Here is a 14,176-nt window from a genome sequence, read left to right on the forward strand (position 1 = left end):
GTCGAGGCATGCCCCTCCCTCTCGCGCCGACCACACCCCATCTGTTCCATCCGAGGCAAGGAGACCCTCGTGGCAACGGCCACCCACGCCCCGTTTGCTCTGCATCTCTTCACCGGCCCGACGGACGTCCCGACGTCCACACCCCCTTCCAGTGAGCGCTTCGACTCCGACTTGCAACTGACCGTCCGAGCGGACGGCACGCCGCGCGTCGCCGACGCCTTCGAGCGGAGCAAGACCTGTGGTGGCATGACGAGTGCCACTGAGGTCGAGATGATGGACGTTTTCCCCGGGACGGCAGACCTGTGGTAGCAGCGCCCACCGCGAGGCAGGCGGCCGGGCAGGGCCACCCGGTCTGTCTGGTCACCCAGGACGACAACGGGACTGCCGACCGGATCGTTCTCGAACTGGCCAACTTGGACGTGCCGGTCCTTCGTCTCGACCTGGCCGACTTTCCCCACCACGTGCGGCTGGACGGGATGTTCGACGGCGATACGTGGACTGGCACGCTGAAGAACCGCGGCCACACGGTGGCGCTGGAGGACATCGGCGCCGTGCTGTGGTGGCACCCCGGCACACCACGGATCGCCTCGGATGGCTTGTCGGAGGCCGAGACGACGTGGATTCAGCGTGAATCGGCTGCCGGGCTCGTCGGGGTGCTGGCAGCGCTGAACTGTGTGCATGTCAACCACCCCGCCGCAACCCGGGCCGCCCAGCTCAAGGCAGAGGTTCTGGCCCAGGCAGCCCGCTGCGGACTGGGCGTGCCTGCGACTTGGATCGGCAACGATCCCACTGGCGCCGGCGACTTCCTGTCCGCCACGCCCAGCGGGGCCGTGTGCAAGTCGTTGGTCAGCCCCGCGCTCGTCGATCACAGAAGTTACCGGTCCTTCCACACAAGCCGTGTGGAAGCCGTCGACGATTCAATCGGTCTGAGCGCCCACCAGCTCCAGCGCGCCATCACCAAGGAGTTTGAAGTTCGGCTGGTCGTCGTTGGCGCGGACATGTATGCGGCCCGCATCGACGCGCACAGCCCCGCCGCACAGGCCGATTTCCGCAGTGACTACGACGCCCTCACCTACCGCCATACATGCATTCCGAAGGCAGTGCGCAGGGGCGTGACCGACCTCCTGGACCACTACGGCCTGTCCTTCGCGGCGATCGATCTGCTCGTAGACACCAGCGGTCGTTGGTGGTTGATCGACCTGAATCCGGCTGGCCAGTACGACTGGCTCCAAAAGGAGCTGCCCGATCTGGCCATTTCCGCAGGTATCGCCAGAATGCTGGCCCGCTCACACGTCGCAGCCCAGGAGACCCGCCGTGAACTGCCGGGCGGGCAGGCCATCGCCCCGGCGTGGCGCCGCGCAAAGGTGGAGGCGGTCTGATGACCAGGACCATAGCGAAGGTCATCCTGGCTCCCCGGGAGCGACAGGTCCTTGAGGGGCTGGCCGACGGCAGCATGCTCGCCGCGGTCGCGCAGAGCCTCAAGATCCGAGAGGGCACGGCCGCGGGCTACCTCAAGCTCGCGAAGCGGAAGCTGAACGGCGTGAGCGAGACGGCGGCCGCGCTCGCTATTGCTTACGCCACCGCGTCCATCGACCGGCCGAAGCTGCTGGACCCCGCGGCGCTGTATCTGCCCCGTGAACAGCGTGACCTTGTGCCGCTCATCGCACGCGAGATGACGGCCATGCAGATGGCCACCGCTCTCGAACGGGAGGTCGATGTCATCCGTCGGAACGGCCGTGAGCTGCTGGCCAATCTGCAAGCTCGGAACCGCGCGCACGCCATCACGCAGGCGTGGACGTACCAGATCCTGACCGCGGACCAGGTGACCAAATGGCTGCGCTGACGACCAAGGCCCTCGGCACGGACGAGGTCCTGGCCCTTGTCGAGACGGCGCTGTCCTGGGATTTGCACGGCGCCGGTCTCCCTGCGGTCGAAGACGCGCTGAGCATGGCCGAGGAGTTCACCAGGTACGGCCGGGGCATCGTCGAAGACCTGCGCACCCAGTGTCTCGACATCCTTGCCGACTCGGAGGCGGCCGCCAGGGCGCAGGCCACGCTCGGCGAGGCGTCCCGGCGTCTTTACCTCCAGCCGCTGGCGGGGAGCGCTTCCCCGCGGTCGGCCGCGCAACGGGCACAGAATTTGGCCCGCCTTGTACAGAGCCTGCTCCGCGCCATCGAACTGGTCGCCCAGGCGCAGGCGCTCATCACAGCGAAAGGCACCCAATGAAGATCTCGCACGCCGCCATCCTCGGTCTCGCCGCCGTTGGAGCCGTCCAGATCGCACAAAGGGAACGGCACCACCGCCAGCACCTCGATATCGCCGTGGCTCGCATCCACCAGGACTACCTGACCCACCTGACCAGCAACCCCCACCTCGCCGCGTTGTGGATTCCCGAGGCCCATGACCCCGAGGAGGAGGACCTAACCCCCGAGCAGTACGTGGAACTCCTGACTGCCAACCAGCAGATCGCTGCCCTCGGTCTGCGCCACCGTCTGGGCATCGCCCGCGGGCAGCGGCTCTCTTCCATGGCCGAGTACCTCATGGGTCGAGAGCACTGCCGAAAGTACTGGGCCCGATTCGGAGGCTTCCGTGAGCAGGAGGCATCGGGCGACAGGGCCGGGGAGGACTTCCACGCGTACATGAACGCCGCGTACAAGTCCCGGCAGAAGGAGCAGAAGGACAAGCCCGAAGACGCCTGACCTTTAGACCCCCGCCGCGGCCGTTCGCAACCGGTCCGCGGCCACCGAGACTGGGGGCTTCCTTCCGGCCAACGTCAGGACCGTCGTGCCCGTGCATGAGACGTCCCGATCCCGGAGGAGGTGGCGCCTGAGAAGCGCCCCGGCCGCCAAACAAGCGGCCGGCCCCGCTCGACTGCCCGAACGCCCTGATACCTGACCGGTGCCGGTTGGCGGGCGGGCGCACTCCCCGGCAGCCGCGCTTGGACGAAGGATCGGCGCCGGAAGGGTCGCGTGGGGAGGGGCCTGGCTCCTCCCCACGCGCGACAAGTGGAAATGGAAGGGGACCGCTCATGCAGCCCATCACCTGTGTCTTCGCAGACGACAGCACGCATTCCCTCACGGACCTGGGCACGGCTCATCAGGCGCTGTGCGCCTCTCCGCCGCCATTCTCGTCAGCGGCCCTGCTTCTGCACACCTGCCAGCGCGTCGAGTGGTATGCCGCCGCAGAACTGATCCCCTCAGCCCTTGCGCTGCTGGGGCAGGCCAGCACCACCGGGCACCGGGCGGCCCTGACTCGGCTTGCGCAGATCGCGGCCGGCACCCGCTCGCTCATCCCTGGGGAACGTCTCATCCAGGTGCAGGTCCAGAACGCCGCGGCTCGCCTCTATCCGACCCACCCGATCTACGAAGTCAGCCGCAAAGCGCTCACTCTGGCGGCCCGCGCCCGCGAGCGCTTCGATCTGGTCGCCCCCGTCGCCGACTACAGCGATCTGCCGACCCTGTTGCTCGAAGAGCGAGCGCGGCAGCCGATGCAGCTGCTCGTCATCGGCGGCGGGATGCTCGCCCGAGCGGTCGCTGCTGCGCCTCCGGAGGGATACGAGCGCGTGGTGATGATGACGCGCGGGCCGCGCAAGCTGCGGCGGCTGGTCGGCGGGCTCGGCAACGTCACGGTGGTGGGCGGTCGGCCCGGTCTGGAGCGCGCGCTCGATGGTGGCCCGTACGACACCGTGATCGCCACCACCAACCTGCACGCTGACTACCAGGAACAGGTCCGGGACGCCGCCCTCGGGCCGCTGGCCGGCCGGATCGTGGACCTGTGTGGAACCCCGGCTCTGGAGGAGCGAACGGACGGCTACAGCCACCTGTACGACCCCGATGTCCTACAGATTCTCGCTGACGCCAACCGGGGCCTGAGCGAGAGCGCGGCCATGGCACGCCAGTGGATCGCCGAGAATGCCGAGGTGCGGGTATGACGTCGCGAACTGCTGCCGACGTACTGGTGATTGGGGCTGGCCCCGCGGGGATGCTCGCGGCTGACCGGCTCGCGCAGGGCGGGGCCCGGGTGCTGTTGGTGGACGCCGGCCGCGTTCACACCAGTCGCATCTGTCCGGTGGACCGGGGAAAGTCGTGCCATGGATGCCGCGGCATCTGCAACGTGATCTCGGGCTTCGGCGGTTCCATCCACTACGGCGACGGCGTGAAGCTCTCTCGCTTTCCCAGCGGGCGGCGTCTGGCGGAACTCCTGGGCGCCGAGCGGGCCGACGCACTTACCGACGAGGTCCTGGAGCGGATGTGCGGGGTCGCCTGGCCGACGTTCCGGCGAGCCCTGGCCCACAGCACGGCTCTCGCTGTCAAGGACTACCCCGTCGCCTCGCTCAACTCCGACCAGGTCCGCGTCGTGATCAACCGCTTGCACGCCCGGCTGGCTCGCACTGAGCGGGTGACCTTACGCCTCGGTGTAGAGGTCACCGAACTCCAGCCGGATGACCAGGCGGGCTTCATCGCCCGCCTCCAGGCTCCCGGGGTAGATGAGCAGGTCGCCGCGCGCTACGTCGTGTCCGCTGTCGGCCGGCGCGGGCAACGCTGGTGGGCTACCCAGATCCGGCGGCTCGGCCTCGCCCACACCGCCCCCACCCCCTCGGTCGGGCTGCGATTCGAGGCGCCCCTCGGGCTCCTGCGCCGCGGAGCCCTCGTCCACGACGACTTCAAAACCACGCTCGTACGCCACGGCGTGAAGGTGAAGACGTTCTGCTTCTGCGCCGGCCCCGGCGGCGGGCGCATCAAGTTCACCGACTACGGCGACCACACCCTCCTCGACGGGCATGTCATCCCCGAAGCCGGTACCTCCCAGCTCGGAAACTTCGCGCTCCTGGCCCAGCTCCGCGATGAGCACGGCAGCCCCCGGAGCGCCGAATGGGTGGAGGAATACCTGCTGCGCCCCTACCGGTCGTTGCGCAGCGACCGGCCGGGCAAACCCGTACTCCAGTGGTACCCCGACTGGCGCGACAAGCAGCTCACCTGCAGCAGCCTGGAGGACTTCGCCCAGCGTGCTGGGCACGCGCCCTCCCTCTCTGACTACCAGGTCGCCAACCTCGCAGCGATCCTCCCGAACGCCGTCCACACCGCCATGCGCGCCGTGTTCGAGGAACTGATGCCCGTCTTCGCCGGGCACCCGCTCGAAGCCGACCAAGCGGAGCGGATCGCCGTGATCGGCCTGGAGCTGGAAAGCCTCTGGGACGAGCTGGCCCTTTCCGAGCACATGGAGACCTCGTTCCCCGGCCTGTACGCCGCGGGGGACTGCACCGGGCTCGCCCAAGGCATCCTCCAGGCCGCCGTCGCCGGATTGGCCGCGGCCGACCACGTCCTTGCCACCACCACCGTCCCCGTCCCTCTCGGAGGCAGCACGTGACCCTGACCACCACCGAACGCTCCGTACGCCTCGCCGAGCAGCACTTCGGCGACAACCTGGCCGTGGCCTTCGTCGGCGGCTCGTACGCCCGCCAGGCGGCCAAACCCACGAGCGACATCGACATCTTCGTGCTGCTCAAGCACAGCGACCGGCCCTCCGAGACCGCGTTTGCCCTGGCCCTGCGTGCCCTCCACCATGACGCCGGTCTGGACTTCGACCACTGCGGCGAGGTCTTCGACATGGCGAGCCTGGACACGCTGCTCACCTTCACTGAGCAGGCTATCGAGGCGGTACCCGCCATCCAGCGGTCTGCCTGCTACCAGGCCGACTGCCCCCTGTCGGTCTTCCGCAAGGGCGACGTGGTCTTCAAGTTCCTCGAGGACCCCAAGCTCCACGTCCTCGACCACGTCGAGGTCCTGCCCGCGCTGGAGAAGAGGGCTTCTGCGTACTTCGCCCAGTGGCCGATGCCCCGCGTCCAGGAACACAAGAAGCACCTGACACTCCCCGAGGGCAGTCAGCAAGCAAGCCTCGCCCAGACGTGGGCCGAGCGCGAGGGGACGCCGCGGTGGACCGAGACCCCCGTCGGCGTCGGGCTGGAGCGCTGGTTCGGGGCCGGGCTGGTCCAGCGCGCCGGACGGCTCGACATCGAAACGCCGGTCACCATGGCGCCCGTTAGCCCGCACGTGTGCCCCATCCCCTTCTCCGAGGGCACGGCGCGCCGGATCTTCGCCGCGCAGTGCCTCGCCTTCTCGACCTCCCTGGAGACCTCCTCATGACCGCAGTCGACCTCGGGATGCCCACGGCCGGCATCCGCGCCCCGATCTACACCCAGCCGCGCGAGCGCTTCGTCTTCCTCTACCCGACCACCGCGTGCGGCCTGCGCTGCAAAACCTGCTACGTCGGCAACACCCGCCTCAACGAGGCGAACAGCATGACCGTCCAACAGGCCCTCGAGATCATGGACTACTTCAAGATCACCGGCGGGCACGACAAGCTGTACATCCTGGGCGGCGAACCCACCCTGCACCCGCAGCTCCCGCAGATCGTCCGCGAGGCCGGGGATCGGGGGTACACCGTCACCATCTCCAGCAACGGCGACTTCGAGGACCACGTCTTCGACCAGATCCCCCCGGAGTCGCTTGGCTCTTTCAACTTCTCCCTGGAGTCCGCCGACCCCGTCCTGCACCGCAAGATCCGCGGCAACCCGCACAACTTCGACAAGGTCACCGACCGGATCGCCGAGGCCCGCCGCCGCGGCTACCAGGTCCGGGTGATGTGCACGGTCTCCCAGACGAACGCCGCCGGCGCCCTGGACCTGATCCCGTTCCTCGCCGAGCTCGGCGCGCACACCCTGTCCTTCCACAACCTCGGCAAGACCGGCAACGGCGCACGGTTCCTCCAGCCCCTCAGCCCGAGCGAGTGGATGGACTTCTGCGCCCAGATCGAGGCACACCCGCCCGAGCCCCGCCTCGCCGTCTACTACCCGCCCAGCTGGGTTCCCGCCGAGGAACAGGCTTACTGGGCGGACCGCGGCTACCCCGGCTGCCCGGCCCGCACCCTGGACCGGCCGCACGTCTACCCGGACGGCACGGTCTACGCCTGCCCCGTCTTCATGGATGACGACCGGCACTTCGCGCGGTTCGAGAACGGCCGTCTGGTCCTCAACCCGTCGCCCGACAACGAGCTGAACAGCTACCTCAGCGCCGACCCGGTGTGCACCGGATGCCCGAAGACCGGTACCTGCGGCGGCGGTTGTCCCGCTTACTCGCAGCTCCCCGCCTACCAGCAGGACGGGTTCTACTCCTGCGACCGCGAGATCACTCCGCTGTGCATCCTGTGGACCGTGTCCGCCTGGGGCGCCCGGCCTGCCGACTCCCTGCACACCCTGCGATAGCGGAAGGCGACACCATGACCGACACCGACACTCTTCAGGCCGGCACGCCCCACGCCACCGCGGCCAAGGAACCGTTCCTGTTCCTCTACATCACCCACCGCTGCACACTGCGCTGCCAACACTGTTACATGGGCGACCGGCTCGACAACGAGATCCGCATGAGCCCCGCCAAGGTCGAGGAGATCCTGTCCGGCCTCCGCGTCTTATACGGCCAGTACAAGGTCTACCTCCTGGGCGGCGAGCCCACCACGCACCCTGAGCTGGACGCCATCCTCGACGTGTGCAAACGCCAGGGCTACAAGACCGTCATCACCTCCAACGGGCTGATCCCCCCGAAGGTTTGGCCGGTGCTGGACGACCGCCTCGACTCGTTCTCGTTCTCGATGGACGGCGCCCGCCGCGAGACGCACGAGGCCATGCGCGGCACGAACACCTGGAACCCGCTCCTGCGCAGCATGGAGCGGGCCATCGCCGCCGGGTTCCAGACCCGCGCGATCTTCACCGTCACCACCGACAACCGCGATGACGTGTTCGACGCGATCGACCTTGCCGACCGGATCGGCCTGGAGATGCTGTCCTTCCACTACTTCACCCCCACCGGCCTCGGGAAGGACAAGCCGCACTTCCAGATCCCGCCCGCCGAGTGGATGGAACTGTGCCAGGACATCCGCCGGCACTCCGCCGGCCGCCGGGTGCGCGTCTTCTACCCGCCGAGTTTCGCCACCCCCGACCAGCTCTCCGCCATCAGCGCCCAGGGATACGGCGGTTGCACCGCCCGCAACCTCGAACGCTTGGCGATCTTCCCCGACAACCGGGTCTACATCTGTTCCGCGTTCTTCGACACGGACCTGCACTACGGGACCTGGCGCAACGGCGGCATCGTGCCCCGCCTGGTGAAGAACACCAACGAGCTGACCTTGGTCAGCAAGGTGGCTCCCGGATGCCGGTCCTGCTCCCACGCCTCGGTGTGCGGTGGTGGCTGCGCGGCGTACGACCACCTCCAACGCACCCTCGTCAGCTCCGAGTGTGACCAGAAGACGATCCCGATCTGCCCGCTGTGGTCGATGCCGGCGGCGCCCGCCGACACGGCCCACCGGCTGGTGGACCTCCGATAGCTGCGAGCCAGAAAGGCACATCCGTCATGACCCCACCCACGCAGCCGAGGCGGTGGATAAGCCTCGGAGATCTGATCGGGGGCCGCACCGAGATCTCCAGCCTCCCTCCGCGCCAGGAACCACGGCCGTCTCCCCGGCCGGTGCAGCCGCTTCCCATCGAGCCCACGGAAGAAGGGCGGGCAGCTGTGGAGGCGCTGCGCGCTGCGGGCTACGAACCGCGGGTGCCCTACCCAGGGACGCGGTCCGCTGACTGGGACTGCGTGTGCACCATATGCGGACAGCCCCGTGTGCCGTCGCTCCGGGATGTCGAGCGCGGCGTTAGGTGCAAGCACATGCAGCGTGGGCGCGCCCTCCGATAGCCCACGCACACAGATCAGCAGTCACCACCCCGGAGGCGGGCTCGGTCGTGTACCGGGCCCGCCTCGGTCGTCACTCCGCGACGAGCTTGCCGACCGCGGTGTCAATGCGGTCCAGCGTCCTATCTCGGCCCAATACCTCCACGGACTCGAACAGCGGCAGGCCGACGGTACGGCCGGTGACGGCAACCCTGACTGGCGCCTGTGCCTTGCCCAGCTTCAGACCGTGCTCCGCCGCAGCAGCCTCCAGGCCCTCCTTCAGGGCCTCCGCAGTCCACTCACCGGCGGCCCACCGTGTACGGGTGGACGCCAGGATGTCCCTCGCGCCGCCCTTCATCGCCTTCGCCCACGACGCTTCGTCATACGGTGCCCCGTCGAGGAACAGCCAGTCGACGTACTTCGTGATCTCGCTGAGTACCGCGATCCGGGTCTGCGCCAGCTCGGCGACGGCCCGGAACTTCGCCTCGTCGTACTGATCCGGCGCCCAGGGGGCATGGGGCGCCTCCAGCCACCGGTGGCACGCCCGGATGAAGCCCTCCAGCGGCAGCGCACGGATGTACTCCCCGTTGAAGGCCGCGAGCTTCTTCACGTCGAAGAACGCCGAGGACTTGTTCACGTCCTCCAGCCGGAACAGCTTCTCCAGCTCGGCGTACGGTCGGATCTCCACATCGGAACCGGGCCCCCACCCGAGCAACATCAGGTAGTTCGTCAGCGTGTCCGGCAGATAGCCCTCGGCGAGGTAGTCCTCAAGCGCGACCTTGTCGCGCCGCTTCGACAACTTCTGGCGCTTCTCGTTGACGATCACGGGAAGGTGCGCCCATACGGGCGGTTCGGCGTCGAACGCCTCCCAGAGCAACTGCTGCTTGGGCGTGTTCGACAGGTGCTCCTCGCCACGGATGACGTGCGTGATGCCTTCTCGGATGTCGTCCACAGCGTTTGCCAGCACGAACACAGGGTTGCCGTTGCCTCGCGCGATGACGAAGTCCTCGATGGCGTTGTTCGGGAACTCCGTGGCACCGCGCACCACATCACTCACGACCGTCACGCCCGTGTCCGGCGTGCGGAACCGCAGCGCCCGTCCTTCCTCGTACTCCAGGCCCCGGTCCCGACAGAATCCGTCGTACCCCAGGTGCTGAGAGCCGGTGCGCTTGACCAGCTCCTCGCGGGTGCAATCGCAGTAGTACGCCTTGCCCTCGCGGTACAGCCGGATCGTCGCTTCCTTCTGTCCCGCGATGTTGTGGGACTGGAAGTACGGCCCCTCGAAAGCAGGGTCCGACTCGTTGATGTGGATGGCGGACAGGGCACTCAAGATGCCGCTCACCCACTCTGGCCGATTCCGGGCCTCGTCGGTGTCCTCGATGCGCAGCACGAACTTGCCGTCCGCTTGCTGTCGGGCGACGGCCCAGTTGAAGAGGGCGGAGCGTGCTCCTCCGACGTGGAACATTCCAGTCGGGGAGGGGGCAAAGCGGACTCGGATCGTGTCTGACATGTCCCCCAGAGTAGTGCTCTGAAAGGCGCGCGAGACGCCAACCGCCCCCCAGCCCCAAGGGCCAAGATCGACGGCAGACATGGCCCCCAGGGGCGCACGCAACGTCTACGAAGCGACACCATCAGAAAAGGAGACTCAGCAACGCAGAAACCCGTAGCAGAACCCGGAACCGGACCTCTCAACTTCCCAACTGAACGGGTTGGCGGAGTTCACGGGCAATGGAACCGGTGTCCTCTTAGGTGTAACAGAACGCGACCGTTGACGTTTGGGGTGTGAAGGGGATTGGCCCTTACGTCAACCCCCACAGCGATCCGGAGGAACGGTGGCTACCGCGACAACTCCCCTTGCATCCGAGACCGGCAGGTCGCACCTGCAGGAGTCTCTGGTCTCCTGGCTCACCCCGGAGAACGCTCCTCCCGTGTCCGACTCCGAAGGCCCTCCCGCGCCTCCGGCCGAGGAGGAGAAGCCCGACGTCTCCCACGTCTGGGTCGTGGCCGCGGAGATCGAGGTCATACCGAAGATCGCGAAGATGGCTGACTACCGCGGCAGCTTCAAGGCCGCCGAGGGACAGCGCATCGACGCGCTCGAGGTCTACTGCAAGGGATGCCGACGCCCGTACGACGAGGTCACCGGCCAGGACTGCTCAGCAAAGATCGACAACCGGCATCTGATCGGCGGAGACCAGAGCACCCGCGCCAAACGGAAGATCCCCGTCCCGCCCACCAACGCTCGGGTCGTCCCCGGCGGCCGCATCCAGCGCCGCGGCATCGAGGCGTACGTCGGAGGGGTGTCCCGGCCCCCGCGCTGACCACGCGACACTAACGCCGCCCGCTGTCCACTGTGCGCGGCGTGACTACTCAGCGAACCTCATGGGCGCTCGCGCGTGAAGCCGCCGGCCTGTTCCTCACCTCGTCCGGCCTGCTCGGCGTCCTCGCGGCGTTGAGCGCACTCCACTGGGCTGCCGGACTCTCCGCCGCGATGGCCGGACTCCTCACCACGGGCGTGCTCATGCGTCCGAAGCCAAACGCAGCCCGCTGGGCTCACATCGCCCGCGTTGCCGTCTGCATCACCGGGTACGGCGGCCTTACCGGCTGCGCGTTCGCCCTCTGCATCCCACTGGGCTGGATCGGCGTCTTCCTCCCGGTCGTCCTCGTCGGCCTTTGGCTCACCTCCCACGAGCACGGGGCCGAGGGGGCCGCCTGATGCCCCGCCAGTTCCTCCCTGCGCTCCGGGGTCTCCTCGTCCCCCGCTCAACCGCCCCTCCACCGCCGCCCGCCGAGACGAAGGACCTGCTCGCGGGCAACGCGTACGTATCGATGACGTACGCCGGCGTCACAAACGTGTGGGGCACGCCCGGCCGCGCGGACGGCTGGGACATGGAACGCGTCATCGTCGAGGGCTACGAGCGTTCCATCTGGACCTTCAAGTCCATCGAGGCGATCAGCAAGCACGTAAGCACCCTCCCGATCCAGATCGGCCGCGGCGGTGATGAGCGCCGCTTCGAGGAGACCCTCGACAGCCACCCGCTGTTGAAGCTGCTCAATAAGAAGGCCAATCCGCTGGAGACGGGTGACGTCTTCAAGAAGCGGCTGAGCGCACAGCTCCTTCTGTCGAAGAAGGGTGTCTTCATCGAGAAGACCTACAGCCGCGGCGGCACCCTCGTACGCCTCGACCTGCTTCCCCCGGACCGCGTCCAGATCATCCCCGACGACCGCAACGCCGACTACGTGAAGCACTTCGAGTTCACGGACTACAGCGGCCACGTCCGGGAGCTGCTGCCCAAGCACGTCATCTGGATCAGAGACCCCCACCCCATCGACCCGGTCTGTGGCGTCACCCCGCTCGAAGCGGCGGGTCTGTCCATCGACCTGGACGTCAAGGCCCGCACATACAACATCAGTTTTATTGACAATGACGGTAGACCGGGCGGGATCGTCGGAATCGACCTGGACGGCGTCGACCAGCGCGAAGTCGACCGCATCCAGAAGCGACTGGCCCCCGGCGCGCACAACGCCGGCCAGCTCACCCTCGTCGGCACCGGTCCCGGCGGCGTCACCTATGTCGACACCTCCGCCCGCCCCCGCGAGATGGCCTACGAGACGCTGTCCAGCACCGCCAAGGGCGAGATCCTGGCCGCGTTCGGCGTCCCCGAGAGCATCGTCGGCAACGCCAGCGAGCGGACCTACGCGAACGCCGACCGCGAGGAATACAACTTCTGGGACCACACGGAGCTGCCCCACCTCAACCTGATCGCCTCCGGGTTCGACCCGGACCTCGATGACGAGTGGACCGTTCGCTTCGACACCTCCAGCGTTCAGGCGCTGGAGTTCCCCCGCCGCCAAGCTCGCGAGGAAGCCCGCAAGGAGTGGGAAGCCGGGCTCATCACGATCGACGAGTACCGGGAGATCGCAGGGCGGCCGGCGTTCAACGTCCCGCAGTCCCGGGCCTTGTGGATCTCCCCGCAGAAGGCTCCCGTGCCCGCCAACGACCGAGACGCCACCGCGCTGGGCCTCGGCCCCGACCAAGCCGCCGCGGGCACGCCCGGCGCCGCGCCTACCGGGGCCCTGCTCCCCCCGGGCACCGCTCCCGAGGTCGCGGCCGCCGACGTCGCCGCCGCCCGCGCTCTGGAGGCTGGCTCGAGCGCCGCCGCGGACGTTGTCGCCGCACGGGACCAGGGCGCCTCCCTCACCCTGCCTACCAGTTCGACGGCCACCGACGCCGTCACCGCGGCCCGCGCCACCACCGTCAGCGGCCCCGGTGACGCGGCCGCTGACGTCGACCGCGCCCGCAGCACTCAGAACACCACCCCGCCCGGAGACGCCGCCGAGGACGTCGACGCCGCCCGCACCTCGATCGAGACCAAGGCCCTGCCCAAGAACGATGGATACGAGGTCACCGACGACGACTTCGACGCCCTCTCCATGGCCGTGGCCGCATCTATCACCGCGCTCCTCGCACGGCAGGAAGGCGTCGTACTCGCCCGGCTCCGCGCCCCAAAGATCCGCAAGTACACGCGGTATTGGGAGCCCGAGAGCGACGACGACGTGCGCCGCGTCGACGCCGACCTCGACCAGGACCGCGTCGTCAGCGCCGCCCGCTGGGCCGAGGAGACCAGCCAGACCCTGACCCCGATCCTGCAAAAGGCCGCCATCGCCACCGCCCGCAACGTCGGCCAGGCCCTCACCGGCACGGACGAGGTTCCGCCGTCTGCGGCCGCGGCCGCCATCGTCACCGCGTCGTACGCCGGCGAGGCCATGACGGCGTTCCTCCGCGAACTGGCCACCGCCCTGTTCGACGCGCAGCATGGCGTACCGACGATCAGCGACCTCGAGAACGCGGTCGCCTTCTGCTACCGCTCCGCGGCCCCCAGCCTGGTGGCACGGCTGGCCGAAGCCTGCGCCGTGGCGACCATCAACGGCGCCGCCGACGCTGCCGCAGAGCACGCCGGCTCCGATGTCGTCCGGACCTGGGTGACCCGCGGAGACGACCGCGTACGGCCCGCTCACAAGGCTCTCCACGGCAAGACGTTGCCCGTCGGCGCCCCGTACACCGTCGACGGCGCCAGCCTCCGCTACCCCGGCGACCCCTTCGCCCCCATCGCTCTCACGATCAACTGCCGCTGCCGCCTGCACTACACCACCGACCCCGAGGAGTGACCAGCCATGTGGCCGTACGTCTGGATCGCCTGGACCGCCATCTTCGCCGTAGCCGAGGGCATAGCCCTGGCCAACAAGCGCGACGGCGACACCCTGTCCGAGAACTTCCGCCGCCTGTTCCGCACCCGAACCAGCAAGGTCGGCAGAGCCGCCTTCGCCGTCGGGTGGTTGGGGTTCTCCGGCTGGTTCGCCATCCACATACTCACCGAAACGATGTGATCTCGCGGAAGCCACGCCTCTGTCAGACCGCCGTGGCGTAGTGGTCAGCTGCTCGACCGAGGCCCCATGGCGGAATACGA

Annotated in this window: 15 protein-coding genes; 14 read left to right on the plus strand and 1 reads right to left on the minus strand. The window is 68.4% G+C overall.

Features of this window, described 5'->3' with window-relative positions; genetic code table 11:
- The first annotated feature begins 69 nt into the window (after positions 1 to 69).
- The 10 genes from tgmA to ACF088_RS30610 all read left to right on the plus strand — a co-directional run bounded on the left by tgmA (position 70) and on the right by ACF088_RS30610 (position 8,376).
- On the plus strand, positions 70 to 309 hold the full coding sequence (tgmA, locus tag ACF088_RS30565; RefSeq protein WP_392379190.1) for a putative ATP-grasp-modified RiPP: 240 nt from the start codon (positions 70 to 72) through the stop codon (positions 307 to 309).
- Complete coding sequence (locus tag ACF088_RS30570) at positions 303 to 1,379, plus strand: MvdC/MvdD family ATP grasp protein (RefSeq protein WP_392379112.1); 1,077 nt, start codon at positions 303 to 305, stop codon at positions 1,377 to 1,379. The genes tgmA and ACF088_RS30570 overlap by 7 nt, the downstream gene beginning before the upstream one ends.
- Positions 1,379 to 1,843, plus strand: a complete 465-nt coding sequence (locus ACF088_RS30575) for a LuxR C-terminal-related transcriptional regulator (protein WP_392379113.1) — start codon at positions 1,379 to 1,381, stop codon at positions 1,841 to 1,843. The genes ACF088_RS30570 and ACF088_RS30575 overlap by 1 nt, the downstream gene beginning before the upstream one ends.
- Positions 1,831 to 2,226, plus strand: coding sequence for a DUF6415 family natural product biosynthesis protein (locus ACF088_RS30580; RefSeq protein WP_392379114.1), 396 nt, complete (start codon positions 1,831 to 1,833; stop codon positions 2,224 to 2,226). The genes ACF088_RS30575 and ACF088_RS30580 overlap by 13 nt, the downstream gene beginning before the upstream one ends.
- A complete protein-coding gene (locus ACF088_RS30585; RefSeq protein WP_392379115.1) occupies positions 2,223 to 2,699 on the plus strand; it encodes a DUF6082 family protein in 477 nt (158 codons plus the stop codon). The genes ACF088_RS30580 and ACF088_RS30585 overlap by 4 nt, the downstream gene beginning before the upstream one ends.
- A gap of 329 nt (positions 2,700 to 3,028) precedes the next feature.
- Positions 3,029 to 3,931: a hypothetical protein gene (locus tag ACF088_RS30590; RefSeq protein ID WP_392379116.1), complete on the plus strand. Its 903-nt coding sequence runs from the start codon at positions 3,029 to 3,031 to the stop codon at positions 3,929 to 3,931.
- Positions 3,928 to 5,367: an FAD-dependent oxidoreductase gene (locus ACF088_RS30595; protein ID WP_392379117.1), complete on the plus strand. Its 1,440-nt coding sequence runs from the start codon at positions 3,928 to 3,930 to the stop codon at positions 5,365 to 5,367. Before ACF088_RS30590 ends, ACF088_RS30595 begins: the two co-directional genes overlap by 4 nt.
- On the plus strand, positions 5,364 to 6,143 hold the full coding sequence (locus tag ACF088_RS30600; protein WP_392379118.1) for a nucleotidyltransferase domain-containing protein: 780 nt from the start codon (positions 5,364 to 5,366) through the stop codon (positions 6,141 to 6,143). Before ACF088_RS30595 ends, ACF088_RS30600 begins: the two co-directional genes overlap by 4 nt.
- Positions 6,140 to 7,261 carry a radical SAM protein gene (locus ACF088_RS30605; protein WP_392379119.1) on the plus strand — a complete coding sequence of 374 codons (1,122 nt, stop codon included), beginning with the start codon at positions 6,140 to 6,142 and terminating at the stop codon, positions 7,259 to 7,261. The genes ACF088_RS30600 and ACF088_RS30605 overlap by 4 nt, the downstream gene beginning before the upstream one ends.
- A gap of 14 nt (positions 7,262 to 7,275) precedes the next feature.
- Positions 7,276 to 8,376 (plus strand): radical SAM protein, encoded by a 1,101-nt coding sequence (locus tag ACF088_RS30610; protein ID WP_392379120.1) that lies wholly within the window; start codon positions 7,276 to 7,278, stop codon positions 8,374 to 8,376.
- Between the two features lie 429 nt (positions 8,377 to 8,805).
- On the opposite strand, the gene gltX is transcribed toward ACF088_RS30610, so the two are convergent.
- Positions 8,806 to 10,221 carry a glutamate--tRNA ligase gene (gene gltX, locus ACF088_RS30615; RefSeq protein WP_392379121.1) on the minus strand — a complete coding sequence of 472 codons (1,416 nt, stop codon included), beginning with the start codon at positions 10,219 to 10,221 and terminating at the stop codon, positions 8,806 to 8,808.
- Positions 10,222 to 10,639: 418 nt separating this feature from the next.
- Between gltX and ACF088_RS30620 the strand changes: the two genes are divergently transcribed.
- The 4 genes from ACF088_RS30620 to ACF088_RS30635 are packed head-to-tail and all read left to right on the plus strand — an operon-like array spanning position 10,640 to position 14,096.
- The gene (locus ACF088_RS30620; protein ID WP_392379122.1) at positions 10,640 to 11,029 is read left to right on the plus strand and encodes a hypothetical protein; all 390 of its coding nucleotides are present in this window, start codon (positions 10,640 to 10,642) and stop codon (positions 11,027 to 11,029) included.
- Positions 11,030 to 11,070: 41 nt separating this feature from the next.
- Positions 11,071 to 11,424: a hypothetical protein gene (locus ACF088_RS30625; RefSeq protein WP_392379123.1), complete on the plus strand. Its 354-nt coding sequence runs from the start codon at positions 11,071 to 11,073 to the stop codon at positions 11,422 to 11,424.
- Positions 11,424 to 13,877 carry a phage portal protein gene (locus tag ACF088_RS30630; RefSeq protein WP_392379124.1) on the plus strand — a complete coding sequence of 818 codons (2,454 nt, stop codon included), beginning with the start codon at positions 11,424 to 11,426 and terminating at the stop codon, positions 13,875 to 13,877. The genes ACF088_RS30625 and ACF088_RS30630 overlap by 1 nt, the downstream gene beginning before the upstream one ends.
- A 6-nt stretch (positions 13,878 to 13,883) precedes the next feature.
- Entirely contained in the window at positions 13,884 to 14,096 is a 213-nt protein-coding gene (locus tag ACF088_RS30635; RefSeq protein WP_392379125.1) for a hypothetical protein, read from the plus strand.
- The last annotated feature ends 80 nt before the right edge of the window (positions 14,097 to 14,176 follow it).

The sequence above is a fragment of the Streptomyces sp. NPDC015125 genome (genome assembly GCF_043080045.1).
In the GTDB taxonomy this organism is placed as follows: Bacteria; Actinomycetota; Actinomycetes; order Streptomycetales; family Streptomycetaceae; genus Streptomyces.

Coding starts and splice junctions, on each gene's coding strand:
- ACF088_RS30575 (WP_392379113.1), top strand. CDS start 1,379: ATGACCAGGACCATAGCGAAGGTCATCCTGGCTCCCCGGGAGCGACAG.
- ACF088_RS30580 (WP_392379114.1), top strand. CDS start 1,831: ATGGCTGCGCTGACGACCAAGGCCCTCGGCACGGACGAGGTCCTGGCC.
- ACF088_RS30585 (WP_392379115.1), top strand. CDS start 2,223: ATGAAGATCTCGCACGCCGCCATCCTCGGTCTCGCCGCCGTTGGAGCC.
- ACF088_RS30590 (WP_392379116.1), top strand. CDS start 3,029: ATGCAGCCCATCACCTGTGTCTTCGCAGACGACAGCACGCATTCCCTC.
- ACF088_RS30595 (WP_392379117.1), top strand. CDS start 3,928: ATGACGTCGCGAACTGCTGCCGACGTACTGGTGATTGGGGCTGGCCCC.
- ACF088_RS30605 (WP_392379119.1), top strand. CDS start 6,140: ATGACCGCAGTCGACCTCGGGATGCCCACGGCCGGCATCCGCGCCCCG.
- ACF088_RS30610 (WP_392379120.1), top strand. CDS start 7,276: ATGACCGACACCGACACTCTTCAGGCCGGCACGCCCCACGCCACCGCG.
- gltX (WP_392379121.1), bottom strand. CDS start 10,221: ATGTCAGACACGATCCGAGTCCGCTTTGCCCCCTCCCCGACTGGAATG.
- ACF088_RS30630 (WP_392379124.1), top strand. CDS start 11,424: ATGCCCCGCCAGTTCCTCCCTGCGCTCCGGGGTCTCCTCGTCCCCCGC.
- ACF088_RS30635 (WP_392379125.1), top strand. CDS start 13,884: ATGTGGCCGTACGTCTGGATCGCCTGGACCGCCATCTTCGCCGTAGCC.